A 26,825-nucleotide genomic window follows, 5' to 3' on the forward strand; every position below is an offset into this window, starting at 1 on the left:
TTTTCATGACTTAACGCAGGATCACTATGCCGGCTTCATTCGTTCATCTACGCCTGCACACTGAATACTCCCTGGTCGACGGTCTGGTGCGGATCAAGCCCCTGGTCAAGACCCTGGTGGGCATGAACATGCCTGCCGTGGCGGTCACCGACCAGAACAACATGTGCTCGCTGGTCAAGTTCTACAAGGCCGCCATGGGCGCCGGGATCAAGCCGATCTGTGGCGCCGACCTGTGGCTGTCGAACAAGGACCCGGACGCGCCGCTGAGCCGTATCAGCCTGTTGGCGATGAACGCCGTGGGGTATCGCAACCTCACCGAGCTGATCTCCCGCGGTTTTATCGATGGTCAGCGCAACGGCTCGATCATCATCGAGCGCGAGTGGGTGGCCGAGGCCAGCGAAGGGCTGATCATGCTGTCGGCAGCCAAGGAAGGTGAAATCGGCCTGGCCCTGCTCAGCGGCAATCCCGACGAAGCCGAGACCCTGGCCCGTGACTGGATGGCGGTGTTCCCGGACCGCTTCTACATCGAGGTGCAACGCACCAACCGTCCCAATGACGAAGAGCACCTGCATGCCGCCGTGGCCCTGGCCGACAAGATCGGCGCGCCGCTGGTGGCGACCAATGACGTGCGGTTCATCAAGCGGGAAGATTTCGAAGCCCACGAAACACGGGTCTGCATCGGTGAGGGCCGTGCCCTCGACGACCCGCGTCGGTCGAAGAACTACAGCGACCAGCAATACCTCAAGAGCGCCGAGGAAATGGCCGAGTTGTTCAGCGACTTGCCCGAGGCGCTGGAAAACACCGTCGAGATCGCCAAGCGCTGCAACATCGAAGTGAAGCTGGGCAAGCACTTCCTGCCCAACTTCCCGATTCCCGATGGCATGACCATCGACGAATATTTCCGCAAAGTGTCCTTCGACGGCCTCGACGAACGCCTCCGTGTCCTGTTGCCCAAGGACACCACCGAAGATTACGAAGCCAAGCGCCAGGTCTATGTCGATCGGTTGAATTTCGAGCTGGATATCATCATCCAGATGGGTTTTCCCGGTTACTTCCTGATCGTGATGGACTTCATCCAGTGGGCCAAGAGCAACGGCGTGCCGGTGGGCCCTGGCCGTGGATCGGGTGCGGGGTCGCTGGTGGCCTACGTGCAGAAGATCACCGACCTCGACCCGCTGGAATATGACCTGCTGTTCGAACGTTTCCTCAACCCGGAACGGGTATCCATGCCCGACTTCGACGTCGACTTCTGCATGGACGGCCGCGACCGGGTCATCGACTACGTGGCCGAGAAATATGGCCGCAACGCGGTAAGCCAGATCATCACCTTCGGTTCCATGGCCGCCAAGGCGGTGGTGCGTGACGTGGCGCGGGTGCAGGGCAAGTCCTACGGTCTGGCGGATCGCCTGTCGAAGATGATTCCCTTCGAAGTCGGCATGACCCTGGAGAAGGCCTATGAGCAGGAAGAAATCCTGCGGGACTTCATCAAGGTCGACGAAGAGGCCGCGGAAATCTGGGAGATGGCCCGCAAGCTCGAAGGCGTGGTGCGTAACGTCGGCAAGCACGCCGGGGGCGTGGTCATCGCGCCGACCAAGCTGACGGACTTCTCGCCGATCTATTGCGATGAAGAAGGCGACGGCCTGGTGACCCAGTTCGACAAGGACGACGTCGAGGCCGCAGGTCTGGTGAAGTTCGACTTCCTCGGCCTGCGGACCCTGACGATCATCGACTGGGCGTTGAAAACCATCAACCGCGACCGGGCCAAGGTCGGCGAAGAGCCGCTGGACATTGCCTTCATCCCACTGGATGACAAACCGACCTACAGCCTGTTGCAAAAAGCTGAAACCACGGCGGTGTTCCAGCTTGAATCCCGGGGCATGAAGGAGCTGATCAAGAAGCTCAAGCCCGACTGCCTGGAAGACCTGATCGCACTGGTGGCCCTGTTCCGTCCGGGGCCCCTGCAATCGGGCATGGTGGATGACTTCATCAACCGTAAGCACGGTCGCGCCGAGCTGGCGTACCCGCACCCGGATTATCAGTACGACGGCCTCAAGCCGGTGCTGGCCCCGACCTACGGCATCATCCTGTACCAGGAACAGGTGATGCAGATTGCCCAGGTGATGGCCGGCTACACCCTCGGCGGCGCGGACATGCTGCGTCGAGCCATGGGTAAGAAAAAGCCCGAGGAAATGGCCAAGCAGCGCGGTGGTTTCATCGAAGGTTGCGCGAACAACGGCATCGATGCGGACCTGGCGGGCAACATCTTCGACCTGGTGGAAAAATTCGCCGGCTACGGCTTCAACAAATCCCACTCCGCCGCCTATGGCCTGGTGTCGTACCAGACGGCATGGTTGAAGGCCCATTACCCGGCGCCATTCATGGCCGCGGTACTGTCGGCGGATATGCACAACACCGACAAGGTCGTGACCTTGATCGAAGAAGTGCGGACCATGAAGCTGCGCCTCGACGCACCGGACGTGAACGCTTCGGAGTTCAAGTTCACGGTGAACGACGAAGGCCGCATCATCTATGGCCTCGGCGCGATCAAGGGCGTGGGCGAGGGTCCGGTGGAAGCCATCACCGAAGCGCGCCAGGACGGGCCGTTCAAGGACCTGTTCGATTTCTGCGCGCGGGTTGACCTCAAGCGCATCAACAAGCGCACCCTTGACGGTTTGATCCGCAGTGGCGCCCTGGACCGGCTCGGGCCTTACTTCCAGGATGAGCCCAAGGCCTACCAGGCCAACATCGACCGCAACCGCGCGGTGTTGCTGGCGGCGATGGAGGAGGCGATCAAGGCCGCCGAACAGACCGCCCGTACCCACGACAGCGGCCACGCCGACCTGTTTGGCGGGCTGTTCGTCGAGGAGGACGCCGATGTCTACGGCAACCATCGCAAGGCCAAGGAACTGACCCTCAAGGAACGCCTCAAGGGTGAAAAAGACACCCTGGGCCTCTACCTCACCGGTCACCCGATCGACGAATACGAAGGCGAGATCCGCCGCTTCGCCCGCCAGCGCATCATTGACCTCAAGCCGGCGCGCGACACCCAGACGGTCGCCGGCATGATCATCGCCCTGCGGGTGATGAAAAACAAAAAGGGCGACAAGATGGGCTTCATCACCCTCGACGACCGCTCCGGGCGCATCGAGGCGTCACTCTTCGCCGATGCGTTCCATTCGGCGCAGTCGCTGTTGCAGACCGACGCGATGGTGGTGGTGGAAGGCGAGGTCAGCAACGATGACTTCTCCGGTGGCCTGCGGTTGCGGGTCAAGCGGGTGATGAGCATGGAAGATGCCCGTACCAACCTGGCCGAGAGCCTGCGCCTGAAGTTGCAGACCCAGGACCTCAAGGGCGATCAGCTACGCTGGTTGGGCGAATTGTTCAAGCGCCATCGCGGTGCCTGCCCGATCACCATGGAGTACGTACGCCCCGATGCCAAGGCCGTGCTGCAGTTCGGCGAAGGCTGGCGGATCGATCCGGCGGATGCGTTGATTCAAGCCTTGCGTGACCAGTTCGGCAAAGACAACGTCTTCCTCCAATACCGTTGACGGCCAGGGGCCACTGTTGAAACCGGAATGCCCCTGATCTCGACCCGAATTTTTAATCTCGACCTGAACGCGCCTCTCCCTTAAGGTAGGCGCGAATAGACAACCGGCCGGCCCAAGCTCTCTTGGACGTCGACCCAAGACGGACGCCTATGAACCCGAATTTTCTTGATTTCGAACAGCCGATCGCCGACCTGCAAGCCAAGATCGAAGAGTTGCGCTTGGTCGGTAATGACAATTCGCTGAATATCGGCGATGAAATCTCTCGTCTGCAGGATAAAAGCCGCACGCTGACCGAAGACATCTTCGGCAAGCTGACCAGCTGGCAGATCGCTCGCCTGGCACGTCACCCGCGTCGTCCCTACACCCTGGACTACATCGACCACATCTTTACCGAGTTCGATGAGCTGCATGGCGACCGTCACTTCTCCGACGACGCCGCGATCGTCGGCGGCGTTGCCCGCCTGGACGAGCAGCCGGTGATGGTGATCGGTCACCAGAAAGGCCGCGAAGTCCGCGAGAAGGTGCGCCGCAACTTCGGCATGCCGCGTCCGGAAGGCTACCGCAAGGCGTGCCGCCTGATGGAGATGGCCGAGCGCTTCAAGATGCCGATCCTGACCTTCATCGACACCCCGGGCGCCTACCCGGGCATCGATGCCGAAGAGCGCAACCAGAGCGAAGCGATTGCCTGGAACCTGCGCGTCATGGCACGCCTGAAAACCCCGATCATCGCCACCGTGATTGGCGAGGGTGGTTCCGGCGGTGCGTTGGCCATCGGTGTCTGCGACCAGTTGAACATGCTGCAGTATTCCACTTATGCGGTGATCTCGCCGGAAGGCTGCGCGTCGATCCTGTGGAAAACTGCCGAGAAGGCGCCGGATGCCGCCGAGGCCATGGGCATTACCGCCGAGCGTCTCAAAGGCCTGGGCATCGTCGACAAAGTGATCAACGAGCCCGTGGGCGGCGCCCACCGCGACCCGGCTGCGGCGGCGGCACTGATCCGCGCCGAGCTGAGTTCCCAGTTGTCGATGCTCAAGAAATTCGATAACGACGCGCTGCTGGCCCGTCGCTACGAGCGGTTGATGAGCTACGGTCTCTGATCCAAGCGCTGTACCCCTGTGTGGGAGCGAGCTTGCTCGCGATAACGGTTTAACATTCAACAGATAAGTTGACTGATATACCGCCAATCGCGAGCAAGCTCGCTCCCACATTTGATTTGTGTGAAGGCCAGTTTCTATGAATCAGCCCAGGATCGACCTGCCCACCCGGCTCCTCACACAGCTATCCCCCTGGCGCAACGCCGCCACCTGGCGCATCGCCTTCTCCGGCGGCCTCGACTCCACCGTCCTGCTGCACCTGCTCGCGACCCTTTCGCAACATCACGCCCTGCCCGCGTTGAGTGCTATCCATGTGCATCACGGCCTTCAGGCAGTGGCCGAGGCGTGGCCGGATCATTGCCGTTCGGTCTGTGCGGCTCTTGGCGTACCGCTGGACGTGGTGAATGTACAAGTGCGCCCTGGCGCCAGTATCGAGCGTGCTGCCCGGGAGGCGCGTTATGGCGCGTTCGTGGCGGCCCTCCATGGCAATGAAGTGCTGCTCACCGCCCAGCATCGTGATGACCAGGCCGAAACCTTGTTGTTTCGCCTGCTGCGGGGGGCAGGGGTGAGGGGGTTGGCGGCGATGCCACGGCAGCGACCTTTGGGTCTGGGGCATCTGCTGCGGCCGTTGCTCGAGGTGTCCCGTGCCGAGCTGCAAGCCTATGCGACGCAACAGGGCTTGAGCTGGATCGACGACCCGTCCAACGATGATCACCGGTACGCGCGCAACTACCTGCGCCAGCGGGTTTTTCCAGTGCTGGCCGCGCACTGGCCGCAAGCCTCGGCGACCCTGGCCCGAAGTGCTGCGCACATGGGTGAAGCCCAAGGCTTGCTGGACGACTTGGCGCGGATCGACTTGTCCCAGGCCGTGACGCCAGGTGCGTTCGACTGGCTTGGGCTGCCATCGCTGGTGCTGGCGCCGTTGCGGGCGTTGTCGCCGGCCCGTCAGCGCAACGCGTTGAGCCACTGGCTGGCCCCCCTGACCCTGCTGCCCGACAGCGATCACTGGGCGGGCTGGGACTCGTTGCGCGATGCCGCGGACGATGCCCGGCCCATCTGGCGCCTGGCCGACGGCGAGCTGCACCGGGCCGCCGGGCGGGTCTGGTGGTTATCCGACCACTGGCTATGTTCGCTGCCAGGCCCCGTCGACTGGGCAGATCCGGCGCTGCCGCTGCCCTTGCCGGGCAACGGTCAGGTGGTGCTTATCGGCCAGCCGCCTGCGGGGCCGCTTAGCGTGCGCTATCGTCAAGGCGGCGAGGTGCTGGCGTTAGCGAGTCGTGGTCATCGTGATCTCAAGCGTTTGCTCAATGAAAAGGGCGTGCCGGCGTTCGTTCGCGGCCGATTGCCGCTGCTTTATCAAGGCGAGCAATTGCTGGCGGTGGCCAACCTGGCCGGGCTCGATGCACAAGCTGATGGCAGTTGGCGATTGATCTGGACACCAGGAAACCAAGATCTGGGTTTGAGCTGAAAGGGGCTTTCCGGTAGACTACGCTCCCTTCTTGATACAACTTCTGTGGATTCGCCTGAATTGCAGGAGTTGCCGATTACCAAGCAGTCTTTGCTGGGCGATTCCAAAAAATGTGTAGCGAGCAACGTACCGGTGATTTCACTTCCGGTCTGTCCCAACGCGGCGGTTTTTTTGAAAGGTGCACTGTGATTAATGCAGGTGATCGGGGGCTTCGGCCTTCCTTCGCTTTCCCCGGCGGCTCGGACCGCTTTAACGCAGACTTCTAGGGTTTTTCATGACGCGCTACATATTCGTCACGGGCGGTGTTGTTTCTTCATTGGGGAAAGGCATTGCCTCGGCTTCATTGGCGGCCATCCTGGAGGCGCGGGGACTTAAGGTCACCATGCTCAAGCTGGACCCGTACATCAACGTCGACCCGGGCACCATGAGCCCGTTCCAGCACGGTGAAGTGTTCGTCACCCACGACGGCGCCGAGACCGACCTGGACCTGGGCCACTACGAGCGGTTCATCCGCACGACCATGACCCAGAACAACAACTTCACCACCGGCCGTGTCTACGAACACGTGCTGCGCAAGGAGCGTCGTGGTGACTACCTGGGCGCGACCATCCAGGTCATCCCGCACATCACCGACGAAATCAAGCGCCGCATCATCAAGGGTGCCGGCGACGCCGACGTGGCGATGGTCGAAATCGGCGGGACCGTGGGCGATATCGAGTCCCAGCCGTTCCTCGAAGCCATCCGCCAGTTGCGTTTCGAAATCGGCGCCAAGCGCGCGATGCTGATGCACCTGACCCTGGTCCCGTACATCGCCACTGCTGGCGAAACCAAGACCAAGCCGACCCAGCACTCGGTCAAGGAACTGCGCTCCATCGGCCTGCAGCCGGACGTGCTGATCTGCCGCTCCGACCACCCGATCGATATCTCGTCGCGTCGCAAGATCGCCCAGTTCACCAACGTTGAAGAGCGCGCGGTCATCGGCCTGGAAGACGCCGACACCATCTACAAGATCCCGGGCATCCTGCATTCCCAGGGCCTGGACGATTTCGTCGTCGAGCGTTTCGGCCTGCAATGCGCCAGCGCCGACCTGTCCGAATGGGACGCCGTGGTCGATGCCAAGCTCAATCCGGAACACGAAGTCACCATCGCCATGGTCGGCAAGTACATGGAACTGCTGGACGCCTACAAGTCGCTGATCGAAGCGATGAGTCACGCGGGTATCAGCAACCGCACCAAGGTCAATCTGCGCTACATCGATTCCGAAGACATCGAGAACCAGGGCACCGGCCTGCTCGAAGGCGCCGATGCGATCCTCGTGCCGGGCGGCTTCGGCCTGCGGGGCGTGGAAGGCAAGATCACCGCCGTGCAATACGCTCGCGAAAACAAGGTGCCTTACCTGGGGATCTGCCTGGGCATGCAAGTGGCGGTCATCGAGTTCGCCCGTAACGTGCTGGGCTGGAAAGACGCCAACTCCACCGAGTTCGATCGCGCCAGCGGCCATCCGGTCGTGGGCCTGATCACCGAGTGGGAAGATGCCACCGGTGCCGTGGAAGTGCGCACCGAAAGCTCGGACCTGGGCGGCACCATGCGTCTGGGTGCCCAGGAATGCCTGCTCGAAGCCGGCTCCAAGGTGCACGATTGCTACGCCAAGGATGTGATCGTCGAGCGTCACCGTCATCGCTACGAAGTGAACAACAACCTGCTGCCGCAACTGATCGAGGCCGGCCTGAAAATCTCCGGTCGTTCCGGTGACGGCGCGCTGGTGGAAGTGGTCGAGTCCCCGGACCATCCATGGTTCGTCGCCTGCCAGTTCCACCCCGAGTTCACCTCTACGCCTCGGGACGGTCATCCGTTGTTCAGCGGTTTCGTGAAGGCCGCGTTGGCTCAACACCAGAAAAAGGCATAAGACGATGGCCCAGAAGATCATCCGCGTCGGCGACATCGAAATTGCCAATGACAAGCCCATGGTGCTGTTCGGCGGCATGAACGTGCTGGAAAGCCGCGACATGGCGATGCAGGTCTGCGAGGAATACGTGAAGGTGACCCAGAAACTGGGTATCCCTTACGTGTTCAAGGCCAGCTTCGACAAGGCCAACCGCTCGTCCGTGACGTCCTACCGTGGCCCGGGCCTGGAAGAAGGCATGCGGATCTTCCAGGACATCAAGCAAGCCTTTGGCGTACCGATCATCACCGATGTCCACGAGCCTGCCCAGGCCGCGGTCGTCGCCGAGGTCTGCGACATCATCCAGTTGCCGGCCTTCCTGTCGCGCCAGACCGACCTGGTGGTGGCGATGGCCAAGACCGGTGCGGTGATCAACATCAAGAAAGCCCAGTTCCTCGCGCCCCAGGAAATGAAACACATCCTGAGCAAGTGCGAAGAGGCCGGCAATGACCAGTTGATCCTCTGCGAGCGTGGTTCGAGCTTCGGCTACAACAACCTGGTGGTGGACATGCTCGGCTTCGGCATCATGAAGCAGTTCGAGTACCCGGTGTTCTTCGACGTGACTCACGCCTTGCAGATGCCCGGTGGTCGTTCCGACTCCGCTGGCGGTCGTCGCGCCCAGGTCACCGATCTGGCCAAGGCGGGCATGAGCCAGTCCCTCGCCGGCCTGTTCCTCGAAGCCCATCCCGATCCGGACAACGCCAAGTGCGACGGCCCTTGTGCCTTGCGCTTGAACAAGCTGGAACCTTTCCTGTCTCAGCTCAAGGCATTGGATGAGCTGGTCAAGGGTTTTCCGACGATAGAAACCGCGTAACGCGGTTTTCTCCGGTAAAGTACCGCTCGATTATCGCTCTGGCCTGCTGGCCGCACTGCTCTTGTGGGAGCATGGCCTGCGATGGTGTCCTTCAGGGCTCATCGTCGGCAAGCCTTGCTCTTTGTGGCGAGGGAGCTTGCTCCCGCTGGAGTGCGAAGCGCTCCCATCCAGGCGCTTGGCTGCTTCGCAGCTGAGCGCGAGCAAGTTTTCTGCAACGTTCTAGTCAACTTTGGAGTGTTTACAACAATGGCAAAAATCGTCGACATCAAAGGTCGTGAAGTTCTCGACTCCCGCGGCAACCCCACTGTTGAAGCGGACGTGCTTCTCGACAACGGTATCATCGGCAGCGCCTGCGCGCCGTCCGGTGCTTCCACTGGCTCGCGCGAAGCGCTGGAGCTGCGTGATGGCGACAAGAGCCGTTACCTGGGCAAGGGCGTGCTCAAAGCCGTCGCCAACATCAACGGTCCGATCCGTGAACTGTTGCTGGGCAAGGACCCTGCCGACCAGAAAGCCCTCGATCACGCGATGATCAAGCTCGACGGTACCGAGAACAAAGCCACCCTGGGCGCCAACGCGATCCTCGCCGTGTCCCTGGCCGCTGCCAAGGCCGCTGCCCAGGATCAGGACCTGCCGCTGTACGCGCACATCGCCAACCTCAACGGTACCCCGGGTGTCTACTCGATGCCGGTGCCGATGATGAACATCATCAACGGCGGCGAGCACGCCGATAACAACGTCGACATCCAGGAATTCATGGTGCAGCCGGTTGGCGCCAAGACCTTCTCCGAAGGCCTGCGCATGGGCACCGAGATTTTCCATCACCTCAAGGCCGTGCTGAAGGCCCGTGGCCTGAGCACTGCCGTTGGCGACGAAGGCGGTTTCGCACCGAACCTGGCGTCCAACGAAGACGCGTTGAAAGTGATCTCCGAAGCCGTGGCCAACGCTGGCTACAAGCTGGGTACCGACGTGACCCTGGCCCTGGACTGCGCCGCCAGCGAGTTCTTCGAAGACGGCAAGTACAACCTGTCCGGCGAAGGCCAGGTGTTCACCGCCGAAGGTTTCGCCGACTACCTCAAGGGCCTGACCGAACGTTATCCGATCATCTCCATCGAAGACGGTCTGGACGAGTCCGACTGGGCTGGCTGGAAAATCCTCACCGACAAGATCGGCGAGAAGACCCAACTGGTGGGTGACGACCTGTTCGTGACCAACACCAAGATCCTGAAAGAAGGCATCGACAAGAAGATCGCCAACTCGATCCTGATCAAGTTCAACCAGATCGGCACCCTGACCGAAACCCTGGAAGCCATCCAGATGGCCAAGGCCGCCGGCTATACCGCCGTGATCTCCCACCGCTCCGGCGAAACCGAAGACTCGACCATTGCCGACCTGGCCGTGGGCACTGCGGCAGGCCAGATCAAGACCGGTTCGCTGTGCCGTTCCGACCGCGTTTCCAAGTACAACCAACTGCTGCGTATCGAAGAGCAATTGAATGGCAAGGCCAAGTACAACGGTCGCGCCGAGTTTCGCGGCTAAGCGGTAAATGGTAAAAAGACAGCGGGTTTGGTCGCAAAGTCGCCCATGGTGGCGGTTTTGCCTCTAATCTGATGCCTTATCAAGCACAAGCCTGGTTCTTCCAGGCTTCGTGCTATCAGACGCTTCAAAGTTTGGCATGGCGGTCTTTTTTCACTGGATACCTGATATTCGATGCGCAGTCCCAATTGGTTGTTTCTTGTCTTGCTCCTGTTGCTGGCCGGCCTGCAGTACCGCCTGTGGGTGGGCAATGGCAGCTTGGCGCAAGTGGCCGACCTGACTCAGCAAATTGCCGACCAACACGCCGAAAACGAGGCGCTACTGGAGCGTAATCGGGTGATGGACGCCGAAGTGACAGAGTTGAAAAAAGGCATGGAGACCGTTGAAGAGCGGGCTCGACATGAACTGGGCATGGTCAAGGAGGGCGAAACCCTCTACCAGTTGGCCCAATGAGTATGCGTTTGCCGGCCTTCTGGGCCGTGATTCCTGCCGCGGGCGTTGGCGCCCGGATGGCCGCCGACCGTCCCAAGCAATACCTGCAACTGGGCGGACGCACAATTCTCGAACACAGCCTCGGCTGTTTCCTCGACCATCCCACCGTCAAGGGTGTGGTGGTCAGCCTTGCACACGATGATCCTTACTGGCCGACCCTGGCCTGCGCCAGCGACACACGCATCCAGCGTGTCGACGGCGGCGAGCAACGTTCGGATTCAGTGCTCAATGCCTTGCTGCATCTGCACGGGCAGGGCGCCGACGATCACGATTGGGTGTTGGTCCACGATGCCGCACGGCCCAACCTGAGCCGGGCCGACCTGGACACATTGCTCAGCGAGTTGGCGAACGACCCGGTCGGCGGCCTGCTGGCCGTTCCGGCGCGCGACACTCTCAAACGCGTCGACAAGCATGGCCGCGTACTGGAAACCGTTGATCGCAGCGTGATCTGGCAAGCCTACACGCCGCAGATGTTCCGCCTCGGTGCCTTGCACCGAGCCCTGGCCGACAGCCTGGTGGCGGATGCAGTGATTACCGACGAAGCGTCCGCCATGGAGTGGGCGGGGCAGGCGCCTCGGTTGATCGAGGGGCGTTCGGATAACATCAAGGTCACCCGGCCGGAAGACCTGGAGTGGTTGCGCCAGCGTTGGGCGAATCGGCATTAAGCGGGACCTGTCCCCTCGTTAGATCTTCAGCATCTGGGCTGGCGCCATCGCGAGCAAGCTCGCTCCCACAATGGGGACCGGTGCCCATCATTCGACGATAAACCCCTGTGGGAGCGAGCTTGCTCGCGATACCAATCGTTCAGGCAACATAAAATTCACTGTCATCCCCGATACTCCGGCCGCTGCGCCAACCCCTCCTTCAAATATTCCACCAACTTGCGCACCTTCGGCGACAGATGCCGCTGCTGTGGATACAACGCCCACACCGCCGTATTCGGCGGCTGATGGGCTTCCAACAGCGAGATCAACGCACCACTGTGCAAATGCTCCAGCACGTAATAATCCGGTAACTGACACAACCCCACCCCTTGCAGCGCCGCATCGAGCACTGCCTGCCCACTGTTGCAGCGCCAATTACCCTGCACCCGTTGGGAAAATTCCCGCCCGTTCTGCTCCAGTTGCCAGATGTCGGAGCTGCCGATCAGGCAATTGTGGCGGCTCAGTTCCGACACGCTGTGGGGCCGGCCATAGCGTTCCAGGTAAGAGGGTGAGGCGCACAAGTACATGCGCCGGGGGGCCAGGCGCGTGGCGACCAGGCGGGAGTCCTGCAAGCGACCCAGGCGAATTGCCAGGTCCAGGCTCTCATGCACCAGGTCCAGCGGGCGATTGCTCAGCTCGATGTCGACCCGCAGCTGCGGGTAGAGCCCCATGAACCGCGTCACCAGGGGCACGATAAACCGTTCGCCATAGGCCACGGCACAGGTCATGCGGAGCATGCCCTTGGGTTCGCTGGTCAGGTCGCCGACGGCTCGCAGTGCTTCTTCGCGTCCATCCTGCAGACGCTGGCAATGCTGCAAAAAAGTTTGTCCGGCTTCGGTCAGGGTCACCCGGCGGGTGCTGCGGTACAGCAAGCGTGTCTGTAGACGCTCTTCGAGCCGTACGATTTGTCGACTGATATGGGAGGACGAAACCCCGAGACGCTCGGCGGCAGCGGTGAATTGGCTGCATTCGGCCACGGCCACAAACTCGTCGATGCCTTCCCAGCGGTTATCGGACATGTAGGATTATCCCTGTACAGCAATAATGTTTTGCTTTTGGCTGGATTATTCATTGTCCGGCGGAGGATTACACTCCCGGTCTTGTATTTATTTGCTGGAGTCCCGGAATGATCAAATCACGCGCTGCCGTTGCCTTCGAGGCCAAGAAACCCCTGGAAATCGTTGAAGTCGACGTCGCCATGCCCAAGGCGGGCGAGGTGCTGTTGCGCGTGGTGGCTTCCGGTGTCTGCCACACCGACGCCTATACCTTGTCGGGCGCCGACCCGGAAGGGATCTTCCCGTCGATCCTGGGTCATGAAGGCGGCGCCATTGTCGAAGCCATCGGCGAAGGCGTGACTTCGGTGGCGGTGGGCGACCATGTGATCCCGCTGTACACGCCGGAGTGCGGCCAGTGCAAATTCTGTAAGTCGGGCAAGACCAACCTCTGCCAGGCGATTCGCGCCACCCAGGGCAAAGGCCTGATGCCGGATGGTACTTCGCGTTTTTCCTACAAGGGCGAGACGATTTTCCACTACATGGGCACCTCGACGTTCTCCGAGTACACCGTGCTGCCGGAAATCTCCGTCGCGAAGATTCCAAAAGAAGCGCCGCTGGAAAAAGTCTGTCTGCTGGGTTGTGGCGTCACCACCGGTATCGGCGCGGTGCTCAACACCGCCAAGGTCAAGCCGGGTGACACCGTGGCGATCTTCGGCCTGGGCGGCATTGGCCTGTCGGCCGTGATCGGCGCCGTGAAGGCCAAGGCCGCGCGGATCATCGCCATCGACATCAACCCGGCCAAGTTCGAAATCGCCACGCAACTGGGCGCCACCGATTGCGTCAACCCGAAAGACTTCGATCGTCCGATCCAGGAAGTCATCGTCGACATGACCGATGGCGGCGTGGACTTCTCCTTCGAATGCATCGGGAATGTCCAGTTGATGCGCGCCGCGCTGGAATGCTGCCACAAGGGCTGGGGCGAGTCGGTGATCATCGGCGTGGCCGGGGCCGGGCAGGAAATCGCTACCCGTCCATTCCAGTTGGTGACCGGGCGCGTCTGGCGGGGTTCGGCCTTTGGCGGCGTACGCGGGCGCAGCGAATTGCCAAGCTACGTGGAAATGGCCGAGAAGGGCGAGATCCCGCTGGATACCTTCATCACCCACACCATGGGCCTGGAAGATATCAACAAGGCGTTCGACCTGATGCATGAAGGCAAGAGCATCCGCACCGTTATCCATTTCTGAGGTCGGTCATGAGTCTGGAAAACATTTCTTGCCAGAAAAGCTTTGGCGGCTGGCACAAGCGCTACCGGCACCGTTCCGAGGTGCTTGGTTGTGACATGGTGTTTGCCGTGTACCTGCCACCGCAAGCCGAGCAGGGCGGCAAGTTGCCGGTGCTGTATTGGTTGTCCGGGCTGACCTGCACCGACGAGAACTTCATGCAAAAGGCCGGCGCCCAGCGCATGGCCGCCGAGCTGGGCCTGATCATCGTCGCGCCGGATACCAGCCCTCGTGGTGCCGACGTGCCGGGCGATCCGGACAATGCCTGGGACTTCGGCCTGGGGGCGGGCTTTTATCTGAACGCCACGCAGGATCCATGGGCGCGGCACTATCGGATGCATGACTACGTGGTGCAGGAATTGCCGGCGCTGGTCGAAGCGCATTTCCCGGCTTCGGACAAGCGCGGCATCAGTGGCCACTCCATGGGCGGTCACGGTGCGCTGGTCTGCGCCTTGCGCAACCCGGGGCGTTACGGTTCGGTGTCGGCTTTTTCGCCGATCAACAATCCAATGGATTGCCCTTGGGGCCAGAAGGCGTTCTCCCGCTACTTGGGAGAAGACCGCTCGAAATGGCGGGAATGGGATGCCTGTGCATTGATTGCCGAGGCGCAGGAGAAGCTGCCATTGCTGGTGGACCAGGGCGATCGCGATGATTTCCTGGCCAACCAGCTCAAGCCCGAAGCCTTGCAACAGGCGGCGAAGTCCGCCGGCCATCCGTTGGAGTTGCGCCTGCAACCGGGCTACGACCACAGCTACTTCTTCATCGCCAGCTTCATTGACGACCACTTGCAGCATCATGCGCGCGCTCTAAACGCCTAATGCAGGTAGAATCACGCCCTGACAAAAATCGGGGCGTTTTTTTATGCGTATTGGCCACGGCTACGATGTTCACCGTTTCGCTGAAGGCGACTTCATTACTCTGGGCGGCGTGCGGATCGCACACGGCTTCGGGCTGCTCGCGCATTCTGACGGTGATGTCCTGCTGCATGCCTTGAGCGATGCCTTGCTCGGCGCCGCGGCGCTGGGTGACATCGGCAAGCACTTCCCCGACACCGACCCGCAATTCAAGGGCGCCGACAGCCGTGTGCTGTTGCGTCATGTGGTCTCGCTGATCCATGCCAAGGGCTGGAAAGTCGGCAATGTCGACAACACCATTGTCGCCCAGGCGCCCAAGATGGCGCCGCACATCGAGTCGATGCGTCGCCTGATCGCCGAGGATCTTCAAGTTGAGCTGGACCAAGTGAACGTCAAGGCCACCACCACCGAAAAGCTTGGCTTCGTCGGCCGTGAAGAAGGCATCGCCGTCCATTCCGTTGCCTTGTTGCTGCGCCCATGACCGAACTGGAACTGTTGGGGCCGCGTGCCTACGGCCCATCGCTGGGCAGTGCGGTCCTCAAGGCCACCGCTGAAGATTTCCAGGTCGACGAAGTGCTCGATATCCCGTTGACGGGCGATGGCGAGCATTTGTGGATCTGGGTGGAAAAGCGCGGCCTGAACACTGAAGAGGCCGCCCGGCGCATCGCCAAGGCCGCCGGCGTGCCGTTGCGCACCGTCAGCTACGCCGGGCTCAAGGATCGCCAGGCCTTGACCCGCCAGTGGTTCAGCGTCCAACTGCCGGGCAAGGCCGATCCCGACCTGTCGGCGGCGCAGAACGACACGCTGAAGATCCTCAAGACCGGCCGGCATCGACGCAAGCTGCAACGCGGCGCGCACTCGGCCAATGGCTTCACCCTGCGCCTGACCCAGTTCAAGGGGGACGTGGCCGCCATCGAGGCGCGGCTGCAACAGATCATGCGCCAGGGTATCCCCAATTATTTCGGCGCCCAGCGCTTCGGCCATGACGGCGGTAATGTCGCCGACGCCCGTGCCTGGGCGGCGCGCAAGGCCTTGCCGGAACAGCGCAATGTACGCTCGCGACTGTTGTCCACCGCCCGCAGCTTCCTGTTCAACCGGGTGTTGGCGGCGCGGGTCGCCGATGGCACCTGGCAACAAGCGCAGGTCGGCGACTTGCTGGCCTTCACTGACAGCCGCAGTTTTTTCCCGGCCGGTGAGGCTGAATGCAGCGACCCACGCCTGGCGATCCTCGATCTACACCCGACCGGGCCGCAGTGGGGTGAGGGACCATCGCCTGCCGCTGGCGCGACCTTTGAGTTGGAACAGGCCATCGCCGAGGGCGAGGCCGATCTGCGGGACTGGTTGATAAACGCGGGAATGAGTCACGAACGTCGCATCCTGCGACTGCCCATTGGCGGGCTGTCGTGGCATTATCCCCAGCCTGACATTCTGCAATTGGAATTCGTCCTGCCGGCCGGATGTTTCGCCACTGTCTTGGTGCGCGAACTCGTCGATCTGGTGCCGGTGGGGCAGACGGACAGCCCATGCGTATTCTGATTTCTAACGACGACGGGGTGACAGCACCCGGTCTTGCCGCGCTTTATGCTGCGCTGGCGGATTTTGCCGAGTGCGTGGTAATCGCTCCGGACCAGGACAAAAGCGGCGCCAGCAGCTCGCTGACGCTCGACCGTCCGTTGCACCCCTGCTATCTGGATAACGGTTTCATCAGCCTCAACGGGACCCCGACCGATTGCGTGCACCTGGGCCTCAACGGCTTGCTGGAGCGCGAGCCGGACATGGTGGTATCGGGCATCAACCTGGGCGCCAACCTGGGCGATGACGTGCTGTATTCCGGCACGGTCGCCGCTGCTCTGGAAGGTCGCTTCCTGGGGAAAACGTCGTTCGCCTTTTCCTTTGTTTCACGCCAGGTCGACAACTTGCCGACCGCCGCCTACTTCGCCCGTAAATTGGTCGAAGCCCACGGTGCGCTGGACCTGCCGCCACGTACGGTGTTGAACGTGAATATCCCGAATCTGCCACTCGATCATATCCGTGGCATCCAGCTCACTCGCCTGGGCCACCGCGCCCGCGCTGCCAGGCCCATGCACGTGGTCGACCCACGCGGCAAGGCCGGCTACTGGATCGCCGCCGCCGGGGATGCGGAGGACGGCGGGCCGGGCACCGACTTCCATGCGGTGATGCAAGGTTATGTCTCGATCACGCCGTTGCAGTTGGACCGCACCTTCAATGACGCCTTTCGAAGTCTCGATGGCTGGCTGGAGGGGCTGCGCTGATGGCTCGTGAGCAAGACGATATGATGCGCCGCGGGATTGGCATGACCTCCCAGCGGACCCGTGAACGACTGATCCAGCGTCTCTACGAAGAGGGGCTGTCCAACGCCCAGGTGTTGGAGGTGATTCGCCGCACGCCGCGGCACCTGTTCGTCGATGAAGCCTTGGCCCATCGGGCCTATGAAGACACGGCGTTGCCCATCGGCCACAACCAGACCATTTCCCAGCCTTACATGGTGGCCCGCATGAGCGAGTTGCTGCTGGAGGCCGGGCCGCTGGACAAGGTGCTGGAGATCGGTACCGGTTCGGGTTACCAGACGGCGGTGTTGTCGCAGCTGGTCGAGCGGGTGTTTTCCGTCGAGCGGATCAAGGTGCTGCAGGATCGCGCCAAGGAACGCCTGGTGGAGCTGAACCTGCGCAACGTGGTGTTTCGTTGGGGCGATGGCTGGGAAGGGTGGCCGGCCTTGGCGCCCTACAACGGCATCATCGTGACCGCGGTGGCCACCGACGTGCCCCAGGCCCTGCTGGACCAGCTCGCCCCTGGTGGACGGCTGGTCATTCCCGTGGGCGCCGGTGAAGTCCAGCAACTGATGCTGATCGTGCGCGAAGAACATGGTTTTTCGCGACACGTCCTGGGAGCGGTGCGGTTCGTGCCGTTGCTCAATGGACCGTTGGCCTGAGCATTTATAAACAGGCGCTGAATTCCGTGGCCACGCCTGTGTCTTACAGCGGCACCGATTCGCTGAACAGAGCCCAATGGCGTCGAGCAAACGTGTGCGGCGGCGCGTTGCGCTTCATTAATAGAGGCGCAGTGGTTGCCAGCTATATTTGTATGAACGCTGCCTGGACAGGCAGCCTCCAATTTTTCAGCCACCACAAAGGGAGCGGCGGGTGAGTCTCACAGTCATTGCGCAGCGTATGGGTATCACGAGCTTTCAGCGCCTGGTGACTGGCCTTGTCTTGAGCACTTTGCTGGTCGGTTGTTCCAGTACGCCGTCGAGCAATGTCCGGGTTGTCGATCGCAACAGCGCAACACCTCAACGTCCTACGGTAACGACGGGCCAATATGTAGTCCGTCGCGGCGATACGCTGTTTTCCATCGCTTTTCGCTACGGCTGGGACTACAAGGCCCTCGCGGCACGCAACAACATTCCTGCGCCTTATACGATTCACCCCGGTCAGACGATTCGCTTCGATGGCCGTAGCGGTTCAACGCCTACCGCAGTGGTGACACAGTCCGGTTCGACGGCTTCCTCGTCGAGCAAAACCACTGTCATTCGCCGGCCGGCGGGGTCTGGGACAGCGGTAATACCGTCCGTCGCGAGCAAACCGGCCCCTGCTCCGATGCCTCCTGCGGGTCCCGCCCCGACTGGCTGGGGATGGCCTTCTAATGGCGTTCTCATTGGAAAATTCTCTTCAAACGGTAGTTTGAATAAAGGAATTGATATCGCCGGGGATTTGGGACAGCCTGTTTTAGCCGCGTCTGATGGCACGGTTGTGTACGCCGGGAGTGGTTTGAGGGGCTACGGCGAACTCGTGATCATCAAACACAGCGATACCTACGTCAGTGCCTACGGTCACAACCGCAGGCTGTTGGTTCGGGAGGGGCAGCAGGTCAAGGTCGGACAGACAATTGCCGAAATGGGATCAACGGGAACGGACCGGGTGAAACTGCACTTTGAGATTCGCCGACAAGGTAAACCAGTCGATCCGCTGCAATTCCTGCCACGTCGTTGATTTGATTGTCAGCCTGTTCCGTCACGTAGAGGGAACAGGCTCCAGCGTTGCCAAGGATAAAGGCGTCGCTTGAGCTTGAGGTCGAACTCACCAAAGGACTATAACAATGGCTCTCAGTAAAGAAGTGCCGGAGTTTGACATCGACGATGAGGTTCTCCTTATGGAGACCGGCATCGCTATGGATTCGATGTCGAATGATGAAGGGGCGACTCCACCTTCCGTTCGTGCCAAATCCAGACACTCCGCTTCACTTAAACAACATAAGTACATCGATTACACCCGGGCGCTCGACGCCACCCAGTTGTACCTCAATGAAATCGGTTTCTCGCCACTGCTCTCCCCCGAGGAAGAAGTTCATTTTGCGCGGCTGTCGCAAAGTGGCGACCCGGCCGGTCGAAAACGCATGATTGAAAGCAACTTGCGCCTGGTGGTGAAAATCGCCCGACGCTACGTCAATCGTGGGCTTTCGCTGCTGGACCTGATCGAAGAGGGCAACCTGGGCCTGATTCGCGCCGTCGAGAAATTCGACCCCGAGCGGGGCTTCCGCTTCTCGACCTACGCGACCTGGTGGATCCGCCAGACCATCGAACGGGCGATCATGAATCAGACCCGGACGATCCGGTTGCCGATTCATGTGGTCAAGGAACTGAACGTCTACCTGCGGGCCGCCCGCGAGTTGACCCAGAAACTCGACCATGAACCGTCACCCGAGGAAATCGCCAACCTGCTGGAAAAACCGGTGGGTGAGGTCAAGCGCATGCTTGGGCTCAACGAGCGGGTCTCCTCGGTGGACGTTTCCCTGGGGCCGGACTCGGATAAAACCTTGCTGGACACCCTCACCGATGATCGACCTACCGATCCATGCGAGCTGTTGCAGGACGATGACCTGTCCCAGAGCATCGACCAGTGGCTTTCGGAGCTGACCGACAAGCAACGGGAAGTGGTGATCCGCCGCTTCGGCTTGCGGGGGCATGAAAGCAGCACCCTTGAAGATGTAGGCCTGGAGATTGGTTTGACCCGTGAACGGGTCAGGCAGATCCAGGTGGAAGGCCTCAAGCGTCTCCGGGAGATCCTGGAGAAGAATGGCCTGTCGAGTGAGTCGCTGTTTCAATAACCCGATTGCAGCGCAGCAAGAAAAGCCCCGACTGGTTCGGGGCTTTTCCGTTTCCGAAGGGGTGTTTTTCCAGGGCCGCTCTATTTTTGTAGGTTCGACTTGTAAGCCTTTGCCTAGTGTTGCGTAAGCGATCGGTTCCTCATGGGCGGGACAGACAGCTATAAGTGTCCTTATTTTTTTGTACTTATATGATTTATAAAGACTTTTATTTTGTGAATGTGGCGTGACAGAGCAAGCCACCTGTATCAGCCGCGTTGCACTCGCCTGGGAAAATACTAATATCAGTCCTGTGTCGACGGACAGACACACCCGTCAAGGATGATGGGAAGGAAGGACATCGCAGGACGCGATTCATCAGGACGATGAATAGGATTAAAGGGATTAGGGAAAAAATGTGGGCGGGTCAAACCGCCCCTTTTTTTTGCCTGCGATTTCTTGAATCCGAGAAAGCAAAAAGGCCCGCAAGGGGCCTTTTCGATGAGCGCAGGAACGATCAGCGTTCGAGGTCTGCGAGCTTGCCAGTCTTGCCATCCCACTCAGCCGCATCCGGCAGGGAATCTTTTTTCTCGGTGATGTTCGGCCAGATGTCCGCCAGTTCGGCGTTCAACTCGATGAAATTCTCCATGCCAGCAGGCACTTCATCTTCAGAGAAGATGGCCACGGCAGGGCATTCCGGCTCACACAGGGCGCAGTCGATGCACTCGTCCGGGTGAATGACCAGGAAGTTCGGGCCTTCGTAGAAGCAGTCCACCGGACAGACTTCTACACAATCGGTGTACTTGCACTTGATGCAGTTGTCGGTGACGACGAAGGTCATTTCTAATTCTCTCCTCAGGCGGCGGCAGCGAAGACCCTTCACGGTGGGCTCGCAAGGTTTGGGAGCGATAGTCTGCGAACCAGGCTAAAAGCCCGCAGCATCCCAAACCGCGCGAGATTCTAACAGCTTGAAAGCCTGTGCGTTAGATCCGTGTCTTCAATGTATAGAGTAAATCCAGCGCCCGGCGTGGCGTCAGGTCGTCCAGATCGAGTTTGGCCAGCTCGTCGAGCACCGGATGTGGCAGGCTGGCGAACAGGTCGCTTTGCTGCGGTGCGGCCGGTTTGCCCTTGGTCGGGCGTGGCGCTTCGTGGGGCAGGCTGGTGGTTTCCAGGCGGCTCAGGTGCTCACGGGCCCGACTGATCACTTCGCTCGGCACCCCGGCCAGTTGTGCCACTGCCAGGCCGTAGCTCTGGCTGGCCGGGCCGGGCAGCACATGGTGCAGGAACACGATACGCTCGTTGTGCTCGGTGGCGTTGAGGTGCACGTTGGCCACCAGGGGCTGGCTTTCCGGCAATACGGTGAGTTCGAAGTAGTGAGTGGCGAACAACGTGTAGGCCCGCAGGTGCGCGAGGCGTTCGGCTGCTGCCCAGGCCAGGGACAAGCCGTCAAAGGTACTGGTGCCACGTCCGACTTCGTCCATCAGCACCAGGCTGCGCTCGGTGGCGTTGTGCAGGATATTCGCGGTTTCGCTCATCTCCACCATGAAGGTCGAACGCCCACCGGCCAGGTCGTCGCTGGAGCCGATCCGGGTGAAAATCCGGTCCACCAGGGACAATTCGCAACTGGCCGCCGGGACGAAACTGCCAATGTGGGCCAGCAGCACGATCAGTGCGGTCTGGCGCATGTAGGTGGATTTACCGCCCATGTTCGGACCGGTGATCACCAGCATGCGGGTGTTGTCGTCCAGGCTCAGGTCGTTGGCCACGAACGGCGTGGTCAGTACTTGTTCGACCACCGGGTGACGACCCTGGCTGATGCGCATGCACGGCTCGCTGACGAAGCGCGGGCAATTCAGGTCCAGGTTCAGCGCACGTTCGGCCAGGTTGCTCAGCACATCCAGTTCCGCCAAGGCACCGGCGGTGTCCTGCAACGGCGGCAGTTGGCTGATGAGGTCCTCGAGCAGTGCTTCGTAGAGCATCTTTTCCCGGGCCAGGGCGCGGCTCTTGGCTGACAGCGCCTTGTCTTCGAACGCCTTGAGTTCCGGGGTGATGAAGCGCTCGGCGCCCTTGAGGGTCTGGCGGCGAACATAATCGGCGGGGGCTTGCTCGGCCTGCTTGCTCGGCAGCTCGATGAAGTAGCCGTGGATGCGGTTGTAGCCGACTTTGAGGTTGGCCAGGCCGGTGCGGGCTTTTTCCCGGGCTTCGAGGTCGATCAGGAACTGTCCGGCGTTTTCGCTCAGCGCTTGCAACTCGTCGAGTTCGGCGTCGTAGCCGGTTTTCAGCACGCCACCGTCGCGGATCACCGCCGGTGGGTTGTCGATAATGGCCTTTTCCAGCAGCGCGGCCAGTTCCGGGTAGGTGCTGGTGGTGCGCGCCAATTGTTGCAGGTGCGGCGCTTCGAGGTCGGTCATCGCCACTTGCAGTTCGGGCAAGGCACCGAGGGCATCGCGCAGGCGCGCCAGGTCACGGGGACGGGCGTTGCGCAGGCCGATACGGGCGAGGATTCGCTCGATGTCACCGATTTCCTTGAGCTGCGGTTGCAACTGCTCGAAGCGATAACGATCCAGCAGGCAGGTAATGGAGGATTGACGCGCCAGCAGCACGGTCAGGTCCCGCAGCGGCCGATTCAACCAGCGGGTCAGCAGGCGGCTACCCATGGCGGTCTGGCAGCGATCGACCACCGATTGCAACGTGTTGTCGCGCCCGCCGGCCAGGTTGGTGTCCAGTTCCAGGTTGCGGCGGCTCGCGCCGTCCAGCACCACGGTGTCATCCAGGCGTTCGTGACGCAGGCTGCGCAAGTGGGGCAGGGCGGTGCGCTGGGTTTCCTTGGCGTAGGCCAGCAGGCAACCGGCCGCGCCAATGGCCAGGGTCAGGTTTTCGCAGCCGAAGCCCTTGAGGTCCTGGGTGGAAAACTGCTGGCAGAGACTTTTCAGCGCCGAATCACGCTCGAAATCCCACGGCGCCCGACGACGCACGCCACGGCGTTTTTCTGCCGGCAGGTCTTTGGGCCAGTCGTCCGGGATCAACAGCTCCACCGGATTGACCCGCTCCAGCTCCGCCAGCAGGTTTTCCCAGCCCTTGATTTCCAGCACCGAGAAATTGCCGCTGGTGATGTCCAGCACCGCCAGGCCGAACAGGCGTTCATCCCCCAGCACCGCGGCGATCAGGTTGTCCCGGCGTTCATCCAGCAAGGCCTCGTCACTGACCGTACCCGGGGTGATGATCCGCACGACTTGGCGTTCCACGGGGCCCTTGCTGGTGGCCGGGTCGCCGACTTGCTCGCAAATCACCACGGATTCGCCGAGCTTGACCAGCTTCGCCAGGTAACCTTCCGCCGCGTGGTAAGGAATCCCACACATCGGAATCGCCATGCCTGCCGATTGCCCACGCGCCGTCAGGGTGATGTCCAACAGCTTGGCGGCCTTCTTCGCGTCCTCGTAGAAGATCTCGTAGAAGTCGCCCATGCGGTAGAACATCAGCTGGTCGGGGTGCTGATTCTTCAGGCGCCAGTATTGCTGCATCATCGGGGTGTGGGAGGACAGGTCGTTCACGGCTGTATTCATGGGTGTCAGGGAAGCTCGTTGAAAGGTGTGGGGCAAAAGGAGGGGCATTGGCCCGGCTTTTCCGCGATGGGCGCAAGGTTAACATGGGCGGTCTGGTGCTACCCAGCGTTTGGGATTGTGTGCATATCCGTTGCTGCGGCAACGGCTACTTATGGTTCCGCCCTTACGGCGGCTCACTTTCGAAGAGCGCGAAAGTAAGCAAAGCGCTTTTGCCCCACCACTCGGTGCCTCGCCTAGGCTCGGCATGCCTGAACGAAGGCATTGCTCCGTGGGCCGCCGCGAAGGGCCATCCATGGCCCAGCGCGGCTAACCCGGCATCCATGCCGGGTTGCCCACTGCGCAATACCTTCGTTCAGCCAGCGTGGTTAATGGGGCGCCGAGATCAACGTCCACCGCGAGGCGGCCTGATAGCCGACCTGATTCTTGGTGGGACCGCGTTTCCCCTGTGGGAGCGAGCTTGCTCGCGATGACGGCTGCCAATACAACTTGGTGGTAACTGGACTACCGCTATCGCGAGCAAGCTCGCTCCCACAGTGATTGCTCGGGCTTCTCTTAGAAGGCCTACCTCACTTCAACCACATCCAACGCCCGATTCGCCAGCAATTGGCCCAGCTCAATCATCTGTTGGACCCCCAACGCGATATGTCGTCGTGAGCCCTCCAGGTCGAACGCCAGGTCACTGACCATCGCATTGGCCGAGGCCAGGGTTTCGCTGAGGTTGGCGAGCAGGCACTCGGCGTCGATGTCGGGGGCGATGATGAAAAGGGTGTCGGGTGTGTCGCAGGTTTCTTTGTCGGCTTTCGGCTTGAGGTAATAGTCCAGGGCGCGGGTGGCCGCGTCATCGAGTTTCTTGGTGTTGCGGGAGACGTGATCGTCCGGGGGATTTGGAGTGTTCTTCGGCATTCTATGGATCCTTGAAGTTGAGCCACCGCTCACTCGCGACTAAACGAGGGGCGGCAGCTGTACGCAGGTTAGTCGACCGGGGATCCAAGAAACCGGCGCGCCCGAGGGCGCCCTGCGCACAGCTACCATCAAGCGCAGGAATAGAAGTACCTGACTGAATGGAGCAATGAGCACCTTGGAATACCGAGCGACTAAACCCGATCACTGATGGGCAGTGACGAGTCCAAAGTACCGATGGGATCCAAGGTGGACAAGCCGGCGGATTCTGGCGCAGTTGTAGGCAGAGGCGCAAGGCGATGTAGCCTGGTGTCGCACATTTGAAGGACGGGGGCGGAGCCTTTTCCTAAGGGAGTGTAGGGCGATTCCGTGGCGAGGGAGCTTGCTCCCGCTGGGCTGCGCAGCAGACCCTTTTTGTGGGCGCTGCGCACCCAAGCGGGAGCAAGCTCCCTCGCCACAATGAATTCAAAAGGCCTGCATTGCCTATTTATGCAAAACAGCATTTGTCTTCTGCGAAAAGAACAAGCACTATGCGCGTTATGCAAAAACGCAACGTTTCTACCGTATTAAGAGCATTGCTCGATCAGCACGGGATCTCCCCCACGGAGCTTCACCGGCGTACCGGCGTGCCTCAGTCCACCCTCTCGCGGATCCTCAGCGGCAAGATCGTCGACCCTTCGGATAAACACATCTCGAAGATCGCCGAATATTTTGCCGTGAGCACCGACCAGTTGCGCGGGCGCGCGGACGTTGTGCCCGCCGGCAATGCTCGCCGCGATGAGCCGCATTCCGAACTCAAGGACATAAGCCTGTGGGACGACGAAACACCCGTCGAAGAAGACGAAGTGTCGGTCCCTTTTCTGCGCGAGGTTGAATTGGCTGCTGGATCAGGAAGATTCGTCATCGAGGAAAGCGAGCGCTCAAGCTTGCGCTTCGGCAAGCGCAGCCTGCGCCATAACGGCGTGCAGTTCGACCAGGCCAAGTGCGTGACGGTGCGCGGCAACAGTATGTTGCCGGTGCTGCGCGACGGTGCCACGGTCGGGGTGAACGCAGGCAAATGCGGGATCGGCGACATCGTCGACGGTGACCTCTACGCCATCAATCACAACGGCCAACTGCGGGTGAAGCAGCTTTATCGCCTGCCCACCGGCATCCGCCTGCGCAGCTTCAACCGCGACGAACATCCGGATGAGGACTACACGTTCCAGGAAATGCAGGACGAGCAAATCGTCATCCTCGGTCACGTCTTCTGGTGGGGCATGTACGCCCGTTAACCCCTCCGCTGTCAGATAAAACCCGCCGCCTTGCGGGTTTTTTTTCGTCTCCCGAAAGCCCTCAACCCCTGTATTTACGAGGGGCTTATGCGCCTACGCATTTTTTGTGCATAAATAAATGCATTTACGCATTGACTGTATATGCATCCATGCATATTCTGTGTCCAAGCCGCTCGACAAAGCGGCTGGCAACAAAGCTCTTTAGTTCCACCAACAGGCAGCGATGAACCGGCCTTAACGGTTCAGAGGGTTGGCAACTGACCCGGGTGTGCAGCGTAAAGCACCAGAAGCAGTTATCCGGCGGGCAGGGACCGCGGCCGGAGGAACAATTTGAATGGATCCGTACCGCGCCAGTCGCGCCGAAAGATCAAGCGCATTACTGAAAAGCCTGGGCAACCGGGCTTTTTGGAATGCCTGCACCGTGAGGTGCGTTCAACCACATCACCGCCGCCAATGGAGGGCTTTCAATGCTGAAGGATTTCAGATGCGGTCACTGCAAACGACTTCTGGCCCGCGTGGGCGAGAACACCGAACTCCAGATCAAATGTTCCCGGTGTGGGACGTTGAATCATGGGAAGGCCCTGAGCCTCGAGTTATCGCCTTTGAGCGACATGGATGCGGAATGCTCCGCGCAAAAACATCGACTCTTAAGGTGAACGCATGAAAAAAATCAAACGTCTTATCGGCTCGTTCGTTCTGTCCATGGCGCTGTTGGCGGCCAGCGGTGCTGCCTTCGCAGCCAACCTGGTTGTGAACGGCAGCTTTGAAACCCCAGGTTGTGGCAATGACTGCGTACTGAATACCCCGGCCCAAGCCGACTTCGTGACCGGTTGGACCACGTTTCTGTCAGGCGTGGAGTACATCAATGTCAGAGCTGCCATTGGCAGCTCGGTCGCCGCCGAAGGTGTAATGAGCGTCGATCTCGCCAACTACACCTATCAAAACGGCGGTGGCATCCAGCAGAACATCAATACGGTAGTAGGCGCACGTTATCGCCTGACGTTCAGTGCCGGCAGTTCCAGGTACGTGAACCGCACGGGGACCGGCATCATCAACGTCAAGGTGGCAGGCCAGACCACCCGTTTCGACACCCCTGTCGCCACCAGTGATGCGACCGTATGGGAAACCAAAACCTACGATTTCACCGCCGTGAGCGATCAAACCACGTTGAGCTTCTGGAATGAGCAGGATCCGAATGCTCACTTCGCCTTTATCGACAACGTCATTGTCGAGCGACTGTAAACGTCGCTGGCCTTACGCACGATCC

23 protein-coding genes are annotated in these 26,825 nt (G+C 60.7%); 19 read left to right on the top strand and 4 right to left on the bottom strand.

Features of this window, described 5'->3' with window-relative positions:
• Positions 1 to 26 precede the first annotated feature (26 nt).
• From dnaE to ispD, 8 genes are all read left to right on the top strand, one after another.
• Positions 27 to 3,548 (top strand): DNA polymerase III subunit alpha, encoded by a 3,522-nt coding sequence (gene dnaE / locus J4E63_RS25870; protein WP_207283717.1) that lies wholly within the window; start codon positions 27 to 29, stop codon positions 3,546 to 3,548.
• A 149-nt stretch (positions 3,549 to 3,697) separates the two neighbouring features.
• Positions 3,698 to 4,645 carry an acetyl-CoA carboxylase carboxyltransferase subunit alpha gene (locus J4E63_RS25875; RefSeq protein ID WP_060738991.1) on the top strand — a complete coding sequence of 316 codons (948 nt, stop codon included), beginning with the start codon at positions 3,698 to 3,700 and terminating at the stop codon, positions 4,643 to 4,645.
• Positions 4,646 to 4,781: 136 nt separating this feature from the next.
• Positions 4,782 to 6,110: a tRNA lysidine(34) synthetase TilS gene (tilS, locus tag J4E63_RS25880; protein ID WP_207283718.1), complete on the top strand. Its 1,329-nt coding sequence runs from the start codon at positions 4,782 to 4,784 to the stop codon at positions 6,108 to 6,110.
• A gap of 274 nt (positions 6,111 to 6,384) precedes the next feature.
• On the top strand, positions 6,385 to 8,016 hold the full coding sequence (locus tag J4E63_RS25885; protein WP_058542194.1) for a CTP synthase: 1,632 nt from the start codon (positions 6,385 to 6,387) through the stop codon (positions 8,014 to 8,016).
• Between the two features lie 4 nt (positions 8,017 to 8,020).
• Positions 8,021 to 8,866, top strand: coding sequence for a 3-deoxy-8-phosphooctulonate synthase (gene kdsA, locus J4E63_RS25890; protein ID WP_053152762.1), 846 nt, complete (start codon positions 8,021 to 8,023; stop codon positions 8,864 to 8,866).
• A gap of 246 nt (positions 8,867 to 9,112) precedes the next feature.
• Positions 9,113 to 10,402, top strand: a complete 1,290-nt coding sequence (gene eno / locus J4E63_RS25895; RefSeq protein ID WP_072408299.1) for a phosphopyruvate hydratase — start codon at positions 9,113 to 9,115, stop codon at positions 10,400 to 10,402.
• Between the two features lie 171 nt (positions 10,403 to 10,573).
• Positions 10,574 to 10,852, top strand: a complete 279-nt coding sequence (gene ftsB, locus J4E63_RS25900) for a cell division protein FtsB (RefSeq protein WP_003184873.1) — start codon at positions 10,574 to 10,576, stop codon at positions 10,850 to 10,852.
• Positions 10,849 to 11,556 carry a 2-C-methyl-D-erythritol 4-phosphate cytidylyltransferase gene (gene ispD, locus J4E63_RS25905; RefSeq protein ID WP_207283719.1) on the top strand — a complete coding sequence of 236 codons (708 nt, stop codon included), beginning with the start codon at positions 10,849 to 10,851 and terminating at the stop codon, positions 11,554 to 11,556. The genes ftsB and ispD overlap by 4 nt, the downstream gene beginning before the upstream one ends.
• Positions 11,557 to 11,717: 161 nt before the next feature.
• Here ispD and J4E63_RS25910 read toward each other — a convergent pair whose 3' ends face one another.
• The gene (locus J4E63_RS25910) at positions 11,718 to 12,614 is read right to left on the bottom strand and encodes a LysR substrate-binding domain-containing protein (protein WP_207283720.1); all 897 of its coding nucleotides are present in this window, start codon (positions 12,612 to 12,614) and stop codon (positions 11,718 to 11,720) included.
• Between the two features lie 107 nt (positions 12,615 to 12,721).
• On the opposite strand from J4E63_RS25910, the gene J4E63_RS25915 reads away from it, so the two are divergent.
• The 8 genes from J4E63_RS25915 (at position 12,722) to rpoS (ending at position 19,845) form a co-directional block, all read left to right on the top strand.
• Positions 12,722 to 13,834 carry an S-(hydroxymethyl)glutathione dehydrogenase/class III alcohol dehydrogenase gene (locus tag J4E63_RS25915; protein WP_207283721.1) on the top strand — a complete coding sequence of 371 codons (1,113 nt, stop codon included), beginning with the start codon at positions 12,722 to 12,724 and terminating at the stop codon, positions 13,832 to 13,834.
• 8 nt (positions 13,835 to 13,842) lie between these two features.
• Positions 13,843 to 14,688, top strand: coding sequence for an S-formylglutathione hydrolase (fghA, locus tag J4E63_RS25920; RefSeq protein ID WP_192262322.1), 846 nt, complete (start codon positions 13,843 to 13,845; stop codon positions 14,686 to 14,688).
• Positions 14,689 to 14,731: 43 nt separating this feature from the next.
• Positions 14,732 to 15,205: a 2-C-methyl-D-erythritol 2,4-cyclodiphosphate synthase gene (ispF, locus tag J4E63_RS25925; RefSeq protein ID WP_192262321.1), complete on the top strand. Its 474-nt coding sequence runs from the start codon at positions 14,732 to 14,734 to the stop codon at positions 15,203 to 15,205.
• Entirely contained in the window at positions 15,202 to 16,260 is a 1,059-nt protein-coding gene (truD, locus tag J4E63_RS25930) for a tRNA pseudouridine(13) synthase TruD (RefSeq protein WP_103308750.1), read from the top strand. The genes ispF and truD overlap by 4 nt, the downstream gene beginning before the upstream one ends.
• On the top strand, positions 16,248 to 16,997 hold the full coding sequence (gene surE / locus J4E63_RS25935; RefSeq protein WP_207283722.1) for a 5'/3'-nucleotidase SurE: 750 nt from the start codon (positions 16,248 to 16,250) through the stop codon (positions 16,995 to 16,997). The genes truD and surE overlap by 13 nt, the downstream gene beginning before the upstream one ends.
• A gap of 41 nt (positions 16,998 to 17,038) precedes the next feature.
• Positions 17,039 to 17,674 carry a protein-L-isoaspartate(D-aspartate) O-methyltransferase gene (locus tag J4E63_RS25940; RefSeq protein ID WP_161796107.1) on the top strand — a complete coding sequence of 212 codons (636 nt, stop codon included), beginning with the start codon at positions 17,039 to 17,041 and terminating at the stop codon, positions 17,672 to 17,674.
• Positions 17,675 to 17,885: 211 nt separating this feature from the next.
• Entirely contained in the window at positions 17,886 to 18,731 is an 846-nt protein-coding gene (locus J4E63_RS25945) for a peptidoglycan DD-metalloendopeptidase family protein (protein ID WP_060738980.1), read from the top strand.
• A 106-nt stretch (positions 18,732 to 18,837) separates the two neighbouring features.
• Positions 18,838 to 19,845, top strand: a complete 1,008-nt coding sequence (gene rpoS, locus J4E63_RS25950) for an RNA polymerase sigma factor RpoS (protein ID WP_047227588.1) — start codon at positions 18,838 to 18,840, stop codon at positions 19,843 to 19,845.
• A 493-nt stretch (positions 19,846 to 20,338) separates the two neighbouring features.
• Here rpoS and fdxA read toward each other — a convergent pair whose 3' ends face one another.
• The 3 genes from fdxA to J4E63_RS25965 all read right to left on the bottom strand — a co-directional run bounded on the left by fdxA (position 20,339) and on the right by J4E63_RS25965 (position 24,287).
• The gene (gene fdxA / locus J4E63_RS25955) at positions 20,339 to 20,662 is read right to left on the bottom strand and encodes a ferredoxin FdxA (protein ID WP_207283723.1); all 324 of its coding nucleotides are present in this window, start codon (positions 20,660 to 20,662) and stop codon (positions 20,339 to 20,341) included.
• A 142-nt stretch (positions 20,663 to 20,804) separates the two neighbouring features.
• The gene (mutS, locus tag J4E63_RS25960) at positions 20,805 to 23,372 is read right to left on the bottom strand and encodes a DNA mismatch repair protein MutS (RefSeq protein ID WP_175459538.1); all 2,568 of its coding nucleotides are present in this window, start codon (positions 23,370 to 23,372) and stop codon (positions 20,805 to 20,807) included.
• A gap of 573 nt (positions 23,373 to 23,945) precedes the next feature.
• Positions 23,946 to 24,287 (bottom strand): DUF6124 family protein, encoded by a 342-nt coding sequence (locus J4E63_RS25965; RefSeq protein ID WP_060738978.1) that lies wholly within the window; start codon positions 24,285 to 24,287, stop codon positions 23,946 to 23,948.
• A 536-nt stretch (positions 24,288 to 24,823) separates the two neighbouring features.
• Here J4E63_RS25965 and J4E63_RS25970 point away from each other — a divergent pair.
• The 3 genes from J4E63_RS25970 to J4E63_RS25980 all read left to right on the top strand — a co-directional run bounded on the left by J4E63_RS25970 (position 24,824) and on the right by J4E63_RS25980 (position 26,800).
• The gene (locus tag J4E63_RS25970) at positions 24,824 to 25,558 is read left to right on the top strand and encodes an XRE family transcriptional regulator (protein ID WP_003198297.1); all 735 of its coding nucleotides are present in this window, start codon (positions 24,824 to 24,826) and stop codon (positions 25,556 to 25,558) included.
• A gap of 467 nt (positions 25,559 to 26,025) precedes the next feature.
• Positions 26,026 to 26,214: a Com family DNA-binding transcriptional regulator gene (locus J4E63_RS25975; RefSeq protein WP_192262318.1), complete on the top strand. Its 189-nt coding sequence runs from the start codon at positions 26,026 to 26,028 to the stop codon at positions 26,212 to 26,214.
• A 4-nt stretch (positions 26,215 to 26,218) separates the two neighbouring features.
• Entirely contained in the window at positions 26,219 to 26,800 is a 582-nt protein-coding gene (locus J4E63_RS25980) for a DUF642 domain-containing protein (RefSeq protein ID WP_207283724.1), read from the top strand.
• The last annotated feature ends 25 nt before the right edge of the window (positions 26,801 to 26,825 follow it).

The sequence above is a fragment of the Pseudomonas sp. FW300-N2F2 genome, assembly GCF_017351655.1.
In the GTDB taxonomy this organism is placed as follows: Bacteria; Pseudomonadota; Gammaproteobacteria; order Pseudomonadales; family Pseudomonadaceae; genus Aquipseudomonas; species Aquipseudomonas fluorescens_AA.